Consider the following 9986-nt stretch of genomic DNA (forward strand, 5'->3'; position numbering starts at 1 on the left):
AATCGTGATGGTGGTAGTCGTGGTCGTAGAGGTGAAGGTCAAGGTCGCCCAGGATCTTCAAATGGACGCGGCGAAAGAAAACATCATAGCCGTCCACAAGCTTAATAAAAAAAGAGAATGCCCTTTGCGGGCATTCTCTTTTTTTATTTCTGTAATTGTGCATACTACATAGTAGTTATGATAGAAAAGGGGCTGTTATATGCTTGTAAGGCTTGGTTACGTTGCGATGAGTGTGCATTTGAAGAATGCATCCCCATCTCAAACGATGACGTACGCACAGTTTCAGAAAATAGATGATCGTGATGCTGCAATTCGTAAACTTGAAAGAATTGCTAATTCCAATTTGGAAAATTGTTTGCGTTTATTAAAGCATAATAAGGGACATGACATATCTTTCTTTCGGCTTAGTTCTAAGCTCATTCCTTTAGCGAATCATGAGGAATTGTTAGAGTGGAACTATATTCGTCCTTTAAAAGAAAAATTGAAAGAATTAGGTGAATATGCAATTCATATGAATATGCGAATTGATTTTCATCCAGATCATTTTGTTGTACTAAATTCACCTGAGGAGAGTGTTTTCAAACAATCTGTAAAGACATTGCAGATGCACAAAAAATTATTAAAAGGCATGGGGATTGAACATAAGCAACGATGTGTACTACATGTTGGAGGAGGGTATAAAGATAAAGAACTTGCATTAGAGCGTTTTATAGAGAATTGGTCTAATGTCCCAAGGGGTATTCAAGAAATGATTATATTAGAAAATGATGATACAACTTTTACGTTAGAGGAAACATTATATTTAGGAGAAAAATTAGATATTCCCGTCGTGTTTGATTTGCATCACCATATGATGAATAATGAGCAAGAAGATTGGTATGAAGATTGGGCACGTGTTGTTCATACGTGGGAAACATCTTTGTTGCCAGTTAAAATGCATATCTCTAGCCCTAGAGAGGGAAAAGATCCAAGAGCTCATGCAGATTATATTAATGTAGACGCATTTTTATCTTTTTTAAGAAGGATAAAGGGAAGTGTTCCGCAAATTGATTGTATGATTGAGGCGAAGATGAAGGATGAGTCTTTATTTCAATTAATGAGGGATTTAAGCGAACAGGTAGATGTAGAAATTATCGATGGTGCAAGCTTTTATATTAAATAAGCTTTGCACCATCGTTTTTTTTGGTTAAAAAAGGAGTTAAAATGCCGCCGGTTATTAAACCTGTTAAATGACTGATCGGATTGGCGGAAGGGTTAAAGAAAGTAAATAGCAGTAATAGAAGTATCATAATTGAGAAAATGGCAATTTCTTTTGGTTGTGAAGAGCGGTAACGATTGTACAATAAAAATAATTGTGCGCCTAATAGTCCGAAAATCCCACCTGATGCACCTGCGTGAATATATTCAGGTGGCATAATAATATAAGAAGAAATATTTCCAAAAATTCCAGAAATAAAAAATAGAATAAAAAAAGAAAAGTGTCCGAGTTGCTTTTCGATAGAAGAACCAAGTGCAAACAAAAAAATACTATTAGAAAGAAAATGTTGTAAGTCTACGTGTACCAGAAGGGAAGTTATGACACGCCACCATTCTCCTTTAGCGATATATTCATTAGAGGCTGCCAGTGGGAAGAGGAAAAAGTCGCCTAATATCATCAGGACTAAGTGAATAAGAAGTAAGGTGAGAATAGTCGATTGTAAAGAAATCTGAGTGGATCTTATTAGCATACGGTTACTATCACCCCTTTTGCATCAGAAAGATTCTCTGTTATTCTTATCAATATGAAAGAAGAAAGTTAAATAGAAGAAGGGGATTTTGAAATGATTATAGGGATTGGAATCGATATTATTGAATTAAATCGTATTGAAAAAATGCTAGATGGAAAGCTTAAATTTATGGAACGTATTTTAACGAAAAATGAACGTAATGTTGCTATGGAGCTGAAAGGAAGTCGCCTTACAGAGTTTGTAGCTGGAAGATTTGCAGCGAAAGAGGCATATTCAAAAGCTGTAGGTACTGGTATCGGGAAAGAAGTGAGCTTTTTAGATATTGAAGTGAAAAATGATGAAAGAGGTAAGCCGATTCTGATTACAAGTACAGAGTATGTTGTTCATTTATCAATTAGTCATAGTAAGGAATTTGCTGTTGCTCAAGTTGTTTTAGAAAGCTCGTCACGCTAGTCTGCATATTTTATATCTTTGTCTCATATATTTGAGGTAGCGATAAGGAAGGTACATCTTCCATTCATTTATAGGGGCAAAGGGGCTGAAGTGATGAAAAGGCGTCTGTTTTTAGTTCTTGTCGGTTTGTTGACCGTTTTTGTATTGGCGGGTTGTGTGGAAAAGAAACAAGATGATGTCGTGAAAGATTTAGAAGCGAAAGTAAAAGGGATGAAAAGTTATCAAGCTGAAGCGAAATTATCTATTAAAACAGGAAATGAGCCTCAGGAGTATAACGTAGAAATTTGGCATAAGGAACCGTCTTTTTATCGTGTGAATTTAAAGAATGCAAAAAAAGATCAGAGCCAAATTATTTTAAGAAATGAAGAAGGTGTATTTGTATTAACGCCAGCACTTAATAAGAGCTTCCGTTTTCAAAGTGATTGGCCGCAAAATAGCAGCCAGGCTTATTTATATGAATCACTTGTAAGAGATATTTTGCAGGATAAGAAAAACCTTACTTTCGAGAAAACAGATAAGTATTATATTTTTAAAACAAAAACAAACTATCAACATCAAAATATGTTGCCGAAACAAGAGATTACACTGAAGAAGAGCGATTTGACTCCAGTTTCAGTGAAGTTAATGGATAATGATCAAAATGTTCTTGTAAAAGTAGATTTCTCTAAGGTAAAATTCGATGCGAAATTTGATAAAGGTGCATTTGATACGAAACAAAATATGTCTAGAGCGCAGGTAGATGTTCAAACAACAGCGAAAGAAGACAAACCGTTTGCTACTTTGTATCCGCTTGATACACCACAAGGTATGACTCTGCAAGATGAAAAAGAGTTGAAGACAGACAGTGGCAAGCGTGCGATACTCACATACACTGGAAATAAGAAATCCTTTACTTTAATACAAGAAAAGGCAAAAGTTGCAGAGGCTTCATCAGCGGTAAGTGTAAGTGGAGAACCGGTTGATCTTGGGTTTACGATTGGTGCGTTGACGAAAGACTCTGTAACGTGGTCGCATAACGGAGTAGAATATATGCTCGTGTCTAAAGGTTTAGAGCCGAAGGAGCTGTTAATGGTTGCTCGTTCAGTTACAGCGAAGCAGGTGAAGTAAACTTCTTAGACGTGGTGATATATGTGCACCACGTCTTTTCTTAGTTTGAAGGTGGATTTCATAAAAGAAGCATATAAAAGAATAAGCTTCGCATATCGTGTATAAGGAAGTGTATTTATGGAAGAAGCACCATTTTATCGTGACACGTGGGTGGAAGTGGATTTAGATGCCATTTATAACAACGTTACACATATTAAAGAGTTCATCCCAAGTGATGTAGAGATTTTTGCTGTAGTTAAAGCGAACGCATATGGGCACGATTATGTACCGGTTGCTAAAACGGCATTAGAAGCGGGTGCAACAAGGTTAGCTGTTGCTTTTTTAGATGAAGCTCTAGTGCTTCGGAGGGCTGGTATTACTGTGCCGATTTTAGTGTTAGGTCCCTCGCCGCCGCGTGATGTAAATGTAGCTGCTGAAAATGATGTAGCGCTAACTGTTTTTCAAAAAGAATGGGTGGACGAAGCAATTAAACTTTGGGATGGTTCATCTGTAATGAAATTTCATATTAATTTTGATAGTGGTATGGGGAGAATTGGAATACGTGAAAGAAAAGAGCTGAAAGAATTTTTAAGGAGTTTAGAAGGTGCACCGTTTTTAGAGTTAGAAGGAGTATACACGCATTTTGCAACGGCAGATGAGGTTGAGACTTCGTATTTTGATAAGCAATATAACACGTTCTTAGAGCAGTTAAGTTGGTTGAAAGAATTCGGAGTGGATCCTAAGTTTGTCCATACAGCTAATAGTGCTGCCACGTTACGTTTTCAAGGGATTACATTTAATGCAGTGCGAATTGGGATTGCAATGTATGGATTATCTCCTTCTGTAGAAATACGTCCTTTTTTACCATTTGAATTAGAACCGGCGCTATCACTGCATACGAAAGTAGCTCATATTAAACAGGTGATTAAAGGTGATGGAATTAGTTATAACGTCACTTATCGAACGAAAACTGAAGAATGGATCGCGACTGTAGCGATTGGTTATGCAGATGGATGGCTTAGAAGATTACAAGGATTTGAAGTGCTTATAAATGGTAAAAGGGTACCGATTGTAGGGCGAGTAACAATGGATCAGTTCATGATTCATCTTCCTTGTGAAGTGCCGCTTGGTACGAAAGTTACGCTTATTGGAAGGCAGGGAGATGAGTATATTAGCGCTACAGAGGTTGCGGAATATTCAGGGACTATTAATTATGAAATTATTGCAACGATCAGTTTCCGTGTGCCAAGAATATTTATACGGAATGGTAAGGTTGTAGAGATAATTAATTACTTGAACAATATATAGAAGGTAGCATGATTGCTTCTTGTCATTGGAGTGACTGTTCATTGCTGGATAATAAGCTCTTTTTGATGAGAAGCTTTTTACTTATAATCATTTTTTATATAAGTTACACGTAAGTTTTGAAGAGGAGTTCTATTGTTTTTAGTTAGTTATGAGATAAAAAATTTAAGAAGATGAATGTTTTGTTTGTGAATTGGAAAACATAAGCAAGGAATAAGGAAGTCTTTGCAACAGGCTCCATACAATGGTATTATTACAATAGGTGTCATATATATATATATTTGGGTGTGTAGTTGACGGTGGAGGTGTATTTTTGTGTCCGAATCAAGTGTAACTACTGAAATCGTGGTTCGGTTGCCAAAGCAAATGGTAACGGAATTGGACGGAATTGGAAAACAAGAGAATAAGAATCGCCATGAACTAATTTGCCAGGCAACACAATTGTTATTGCGTCAACATAAGACGAAGAAACGCTACCAACATGAATCAATGCGACGTGGGTATATTGAAATGGGAAAAATTAATCTTGGTATTGCATCTGAAGCTTTCTTAGCGGAGTATGAAGCAGCTCATACAGTAGAACGCTTAGTTAGCGGGGGGTAATATTTTGATTGTAAAACGCGGCGACGTGTATTTTGCAGACCTTTCCCCAGTTGTTGGTTCTGAGCAAGGAGGCGTTCGTCCGGTTCTTGTCATTCAAAATGACATCGGAAATCGTTTTAGTCCAACGGTGATTGTAGCGGCTATTACTGCACAGATTCAAAAAGCGAAATTACCCACTCATGTGGAAATTGATGCGAAAAAGTATGGTTTTGAGAGAGATTCTGTTATTTTACTTGAGCAGATTCGAACAATCGATAAGCAACGCTTAACGGACAAAATCACTCATTTAGATGAAGTGATGATGAGTCGTGTAGATGAAGCGTTACAAATTAGTTTAGGACTAATAGATTTTTAAATCGGCAGTTTAAGTTGCTCTCTTTGAAGGGCAACTTTTTTTATTATAGAGGAGGTTACGGTTGTATATGGAAATGGTAGATAATCGACAAGCGTTAATGAAAATGTTAGTGAAAGAATTAGGCTTTAGCGAAAAGCAAGTTCGTCATGTTATTCAATTAACAGAAGAAGGTAACACAGTTCCATTTATTGCTCGTTACCGAAAAGAATGGACAGGCTCTTTAGATGAGGTGCAAATTCGTGCGATTTTAGAGAGATGGCAATATATGATGCAACTTGAAGATAGGAAGGAAGAAGTTATTCGTCTTATTGGTGAGAAGGGAAAACTGACAGGAGAGCTAAGGCTGCAAATTGTTAAAGCTACAAAGTTGCAGGAAGTAGAAGATTTATATCGTCCATATAAAGAGAAAAGAAGAACGAAAGCAACGATTGCAAAAGAAAAAGGGTTAGAACCGTTAGCTGAATGGTTATTGTTATATAAGAAAGAAGATTCGGCTAAAAAGGCAGTGGAATTTATTAATGCAGAGAAAGAAGTGCAATCTGCAGAAGAAGCTTTACAAGGTGCACAAGACATTATTGCAGAAATGATTTCAGATGAAGCTACGTATCGTAGTTGGATTCGAAATATTACTTTTAGAAAAGGTATTATGTCTTCGTCTGTAAAAGGTGAAGAAAAAGATGAAAAGAATATATATGAAATGTATTACAGTTATGAAGAACCATTGCAAAAAGTAGTACCACATCGTGTATTAGCAATGAATCGCGGTGAGAAAGAAGATATATTGAGAGTTTCTGTTGTCCCACCAGTAGATGAGATATTAAATTTCTTAAATAAGAAAGTAATTCGTGATAACGATTCTAAAAGTGCGCATTATGTACAATTAGCGATTGAAGATGGTTATAAACGATTAATTCAATCTTCAATTGAAAGAGAAATTCGTAAAGAATTAACAGAAACAGCTGAAGAACGAGCGATACATATTTTCTCTGAGAACTTACGTAACTTATTATTACAACCTCCGATGAAAGGGAAAGTCGTGCTAGCGGTAGACCCGGCATATAGAACTGGTTGTAAATTATCTGTAGTAGATGATACGGGGAAAGTACTACATATTGATGTTATTTATCCGCATCCGCCTGTTCGTAAATATGATGACGCAAAAACGAAAGTTCTTTCTATTATAGATAAATATCAAGTTGAAATGATTGCAATTGGTAATGGGACAGCATCTAGAGAAACAGAGGAATTTATAGTAGATGTATTGCAAAGTGTGAAACAGGAAGTCTTTTATATTATTGTAAATGAAGCGGGTGCTAGTGTATATTCAGCTTCTGATTTAGCTCGTGAAGAATTCCCAAATTTACAAGTTGAAGAGAGAAGTGCTGTTTCTATTGGAAGACGTCTGCAAGATCCACTGGCTGAACTTGTGAAAATTGATCCTAAATCAGTTGGAGTTGGACAATACCAACATGATGTATCTCAAAAGAGATTGAATGAGTCATTAACATTTGTAGTAGAGACAGCTGTGAACCAAGTTGGGGTTAATGTAAATACGGCTTCGGTTGCATTGTTACAATATGTTTCAGGTTTATCGAAAACTGTTGCGAAAAATATTGTGGCAAAGAGAGAAGAGGATGGGAAATTCACAAAGCGCACGGAATTAAAGAAAATCCCACGTTTAGGTGCAAAGACGTACGAACAATGTATAGGTTTCTTGCGTATATTAGAAGGAGCGAATCCATTAGATCGGACAGGTATTCATCCTGAACAATATAAAAATGTTGAATTGTTATTGAAGAGTTTAGGGTTATCGATAGATGACGTAGGACAACCGCAATTACAAAAGAGATTGGAAGAAGTAGAGATTTCTAAGTTGTCTCAAGAAACGGGAGTTGGGGAGCCGACGTTAGTTGATATTATAGATGCACTCATTAGTCCAGAACGAGATATGAGGGATGAGTTGCCTAAACCACTTCTGAAAAAAGGGATTTTGAAATTAGAAGATTTAAAACGTGGTATGGAACTAGAAGGAACAGTGCGTAACGTTGTTGATTTTGGTGCTTTTGTTGATGTTGGCGTAAAGCAAGATGGTTTAGTGCATATTTCTAAGCTTAGCAAACAGTTTGTAAAGCATCCGTTAGATGTTGTATCAGTAGGACAAATTGTAAAAGTATGGGTAGATGATATTGATACAAAAAAAGGACGCGTTGCACTATCTATGTTGCCGATTGAATAGTAAGAGAAGAGAGCAGATAAAACTGCTCTTTTTTTATAGAATAAAAAGTGTAATGGATCATGAGTTTTGATGTATTTTGCTATAATAAAACCAGCATTCATTTAGCAATTTAATTTGATACCGGTTTTTTTCGAAATATGCACGTTGCATCTGTTTTTTTAGCCACGTAGGCATAGGAATCCCTCCTTGTTTAATCCTACTCTCAAAAATCTAAAGTACTATTAATGAGAGGTTGGTGAGTGGATTTCTATTCATGTTGTGTTTTTAGAAACCACGCGTCTTGAATGAGGATGGGTATATGTACTATTTAATATATGTATAAGAAGCGTGAAAAGTGTAAAAATATTTTTTTGTTTAGGAGGAATGAGAATGGACGAGAAAGAAATTCAACGGCTAGTGGAAGAAGTATCGCTACAATACTTCGGAATGCCATTTTTACATAAAGTAAAGTTCAATAGTAGGTTGCGTACAACTGGCGGGCGTTATCTGTTGAAGAGTCACAATGTTGAACTGAATTATCGATATTACGAAATGTATGGTAAGGAGGAATTAATCGGAATCATCAAACATGAACTGTGTCATTATCACTTGCATATTACAGGAAGAGGGTATAAGCACAGGGACAGAGATTTTCGTGAGTTGTTAAAGAAAGTTGATGCACCTCGTTTTTGTAAACGAATGATTAATGAAGAGAAGGAAAAAAAGATTTATAAGTATGAATGTATGGAGTGTTTACTTCAATATGTAAGAAGGCGTCAAATAAATACAAAAAGATATGTCTGCGGAAAGTGTAAAGGGAAACTCAAACCGATATCGAAAACATCTTGACAGTAAAAACGCAATCCAGTATATTATAAACATGTCACGTTTGAACAAGATGTTGTTAAAAACTTCTTGACTTACAGAAAGAAATTTTATAAGATACAAATTGTCTTCATTATTCCGCAGTAGCTCAGTGGTAGAGCTATCGGCTGTTAACCGATCGGTCGTAGGTTCGAGTCCTACCTGCGGAGCCATACAGAGAAGTACCCAAGTGGCTCAAGGGGCTCCCCTGCTAAGGGAGTAGATCGCTAACGCGGTGCGAGGGTTCGAATCCCTTCTTCTCTGCCATACATATTGGCCCGTTGGTCAAGTGGTTAAGACACCGCCCTTTCACGGCGGTAACACGGGTTCGAATCCCGTACGGGTCACCACTTCGGAGGATTAGCTCAGCTGGGAGAGCACCTGCCTTACAAGCAGGGGGTCGGCGGTTCGATCCCGTCATCCTCCACCATATAAATTTTATATGAATAGTATCATCGCGGGGTGGAGCAGTACGGTAGCTCGTCGGGCTCATAACCCGAAGGTCGCAGGTTCAAATCCTGTCCCCGCAACCAAATGGTCCCGTGGTGTAGTGGTTAACATGCCTGCCTGTCACGCAGGAGATCGCCGGTTCGACCCCGGTCGGGACCGCCATTTTAACTTCTGCTAATTGGCAGTTGTTTTTTATTGGACATTATGGTACGATAACATTTGTCTTTGAAAATAAGATATTTTTTCAGTGGGCTATAGCCAAGCGGTAAGGCAACGGACTTTGACTCCGTCATGCGCTGGTTCGAATCCAGCTAGCCCAGCCATTTACGAGCCATTAGCTCAGTTGGTAGAGCATCTGACTTTTAATCAGAGGGTCGAAGGTTCGAATCCTTCATGGCTCACTTTTTTGTTTTTTCCGCGCGGTCGTGGCGGAACGGCAGACGCGCTAGGTTGAGGGCCTAGTGGGGGAAACCCCGTGGAGGTTCAAGTCCTCTCGGCCGCATCAAAAAAATCTTAAAAAAGTACTTGCATTTGAAAATGTAGTATGATAAGATAATTGAGTCGCCAAAATACAACGACGAAAAAACATCATGAATAAGCGCCCGTAGCTCAATTGGATAGAGCGTTTGACTACGGATCAAGAGGTTAGGGGTTCGACTCCTCTCGGGCGCGCCAATTACGGGAAGTGGCTCAGCTTGGTAGAGCACCTGGTTTGGGACCAGGGGGTCGCAGGTTCAAATCCTGTCTTCCCGACCACGCGGGTGTAGTTTAGTGGTAAAACAAGAGCCTTCCAAGCTCTGGTCGAGAGTTCGATTCTCTTCACCCGCTTTTAGTTCTTTGAAAACTGAACGAAACAAACAACGTGAAACGTCAATTTTTATTTTTAGATGCTAGACAAACTAACTTTATTGGAGAGTTTGATCCTGGC

At 37.9% G+C, this 9986-nt stretch carries 10 protein-coding genes and 12 tRNA genes; 20 read left to right on the plus strand and 2 right to left on the minus strand.

Translation table 11 applies throughout. The features are described from left to right. Positions 1-199 precede the first annotated feature (199 nt). Positions 200-1162: a UV DNA damage repair endonuclease UvsE gene (gene uvsE / locus MR160_RS31140; RefSeq protein ID WP_000961146.1), complete on the plus strand. Its 963-nt coding sequence runs from the start codon at positions 200-202 to the stop codon at positions 1160-1162. Here uvsE and MR160_RS31145 read toward each other — a convergent pair. Further along, positions 1155-1727, minus strand: a complete 573-nt coding sequence (locus tag MR160_RS31145) for a rhomboid family intramembrane serine protease (protein ID WP_000908527.1) — start codon at positions 1725-1727, stop codon at positions 1155-1157. The genes uvsE and MR160_RS31145 overlap by 8 nt on opposite strands. A 93-nt stretch (positions 1728-1820) precedes the next feature. On the opposite strand from MR160_RS31145, the gene acpS reads away from it, so the two are divergent. The 6 genes from acpS to MR160_RS31175 all read left to right on the plus strand — a co-directional run bounded on the left by acpS (position 1821) and on the right by MR160_RS31175 (position 7765). After that, positions 1821-2180 (plus strand): holo-ACP synthase, encoded by a 360-nt coding sequence (gene acpS, locus MR160_RS31150; RefSeq protein ID WP_000583423.1) that lies wholly within the window; start codon positions 1821-1823, stop codon positions 2178-2180. A gap of 156 nt (positions 2181-2336) precedes the next feature. Beyond that, positions 2337-3287 (plus strand): LolA family protein, encoded by a 951-nt coding sequence (locus MR160_RS31155; RefSeq protein WP_002084009.1) that lies wholly within the window; start codon positions 2337-2339, stop codon positions 3285-3287. A 117-nt stretch (positions 3288-3404) separates the two neighbouring features. After that, positions 3405-4574 carry an alanine racemase gene (gene alr, locus MR160_RS31160; protein WP_000390595.1) on the plus strand — a complete coding sequence of 390 codons (1170 nt, stop codon included), beginning with the start codon at positions 3405-3407 and terminating at the stop codon, positions 4572-4574. A 312-nt stretch (positions 4575-4886) separates the two neighbouring features. After that, a complete protein-coding gene (locus MR160_RS31165; RefSeq protein WP_000004570.1) occupies positions 4887-5174 on the plus strand; it encodes an antitoxin EndoAI in 288 nt (95 codons plus the stop codon). 4 nt (positions 5175-5178) lie between these two features. Next, complete coding sequence (ndoA, locus tag MR160_RS31170; protein ID WP_000635965.1) at positions 5179-5529, plus strand: type II toxin-antitoxin system endoribonuclease NdoA; 351 nt, start codon at positions 5179-5181, stop codon at positions 5527-5529. A gap of 67 nt (positions 5530-5596) precedes the next feature. After that, positions 5597-7765 (plus strand): Tex family protein, encoded by a 2169-nt coding sequence (locus MR160_RS31175; RefSeq protein WP_140153325.1) that lies wholly within the window; start codon positions 5597-5599, stop codon positions 7763-7765. 57 nt (positions 7766-7822) lie between these two features. Here the strand turns inward: MR160_RS31175 and cmpA are convergent, their stop codons facing one another. Then, positions 7823-7939, minus strand: a complete 117-nt coding sequence (gene cmpA, locus MR160_RS31180; RefSeq protein ID WP_001143640.1) for a cortex morphogenetic protein CmpA — start codon at positions 7937-7939, stop codon at positions 7823-7825. A gap of 195 nt (positions 7940-8134) precedes the next feature. Here cmpA and MR160_RS31185 point away from each other — a divergent pair, with 195 nt between their 5' ends. The 13 genes from MR160_RS31185 to MR160_RS31245 all read left to right on the plus strand — a co-directional run bounded on the left by MR160_RS31185 (position 8135) and on the right by MR160_RS31245 (position 9886). Further along, a complete protein-coding gene (locus tag MR160_RS31185) occupies positions 8135-8593 on the plus strand; it encodes a SprT family protein (protein WP_000343552.1) in 459 nt (152 codons plus the stop codon). 113 nt (positions 8594-8706) lie between these two features. Continuing rightward, positions 8707-8781 (plus strand) — tRNA-Asn (locus tag MR160_RS31190). Positions 8782-8784: 3 nt separating this feature from the next. Beyond that, a tRNA-Ser gene (locus MR160_RS31195) sits at positions 8785-8875 on the plus strand. An 8-nt stretch (positions 8876-8883) separates the two neighbouring features. Continuing rightward, positions 8884-8958, plus strand: a tRNA-Glu gene (locus MR160_RS31200). A gap of 4 nt (positions 8959-8962) precedes the next feature. After that, positions 8963-9038: transfer RNA gene (locus tag MR160_RS31205), tRNA-Val, on the plus strand. A 26-nt stretch (positions 9039-9064) separates the two neighbouring features. Then, positions 9065-9141, plus strand: a tRNA-Met gene (locus MR160_RS31210). Positions 9142-9144: 3 nt separating this feature from the next. Beyond that, positions 9145-9220: transfer RNA gene (locus MR160_RS31215), tRNA-Asp, on the plus strand. A gap of 86 nt (positions 9221-9306) precedes the next feature. After that, positions 9307-9381, plus strand: a tRNA-Gln gene (locus tag MR160_RS31220). A gap of 5 nt (positions 9382-9386) precedes the next feature. After that, positions 9387-9459, plus strand: a tRNA-Lys gene (locus tag MR160_RS31225). Between the two features lie 18 nt (positions 9460-9477). Beyond that, positions 9478-9560: transfer RNA gene (locus tag MR160_RS31230), tRNA-Leu, on the plus strand. A 96-nt stretch (positions 9561-9656) separates the two neighbouring features. Beyond that, positions 9657-9733, plus strand: a tRNA-Arg gene (locus tag MR160_RS31235). Positions 9734-9737: 4 nt separating this feature from the next. Continuing rightward, positions 9738-9814: transfer RNA gene (locus tag MR160_RS31240), tRNA-Pro, on the plus strand. Between the two features lies 1 nt (position 9815). Then, a tRNA-Gly gene (locus tag MR160_RS31245) sits at positions 9816-9886 on the plus strand. Positions 9887-9986 lie beyond the last annotated feature (100 nt).

This window comes from Bacillus cereus group sp. BfR-BA-01382 (assembly GCF_022663475.1).
GTDB lineage: Bacteria > Bacillota > Bacilli > Bacillales > Bacillaceae_G > Bacillus_A > Bacillus_A thuringiensis_S.

Excerpts from the sequence above, each read along its gene's own strand:
- acpS (WP_000583423.1), top strand. The coding sequence starts at position 1,821 with ATGATTATAGGGATTGGAATCGATATTATTGAATTAAATCGTATTGAA.
- MR160_RS31175 (WP_140153325.1), top strand. The coding sequence starts at position 5,597 with ATGGAAATGGTAGATAATCGACAAGCGTTAATGAAAATGTTAGTGAAA.
- MR160_RS31145 (WP_000908527.1), bottom strand. The coding sequence starts at position 1,727 with ATGCTAATAAGATCCACTCAGATTTCTTTACAATCGACTATTCTCACC.
- MR160_RS31185 (WP_000343552.1), top strand. The coding sequence starts at position 8,135 with ATGGACGAGAAAGAAATTCAACGGCTAGTGGAAGAAGTATCGCTACAA.
- alr (WP_000390595.1), top strand. The coding sequence starts at position 3,405 with ATGGAAGAAGCACCATTTTATCGTGACACGTGGGTGGAAGTGGATTTA.
- cmpA (WP_001143640.1), bottom strand. The coding sequence starts at position 7,939 with ATGCCTACGTGGCTAAAAAAACAGATGCAACGTGCATATTTCGAAAAA.
- uvsE (WP_000961146.1), top strand. The coding sequence starts at position 200 with ATGCTTGTAAGGCTTGGTTACGTTGCGATGAGTGTGCATTTGAAGAAT.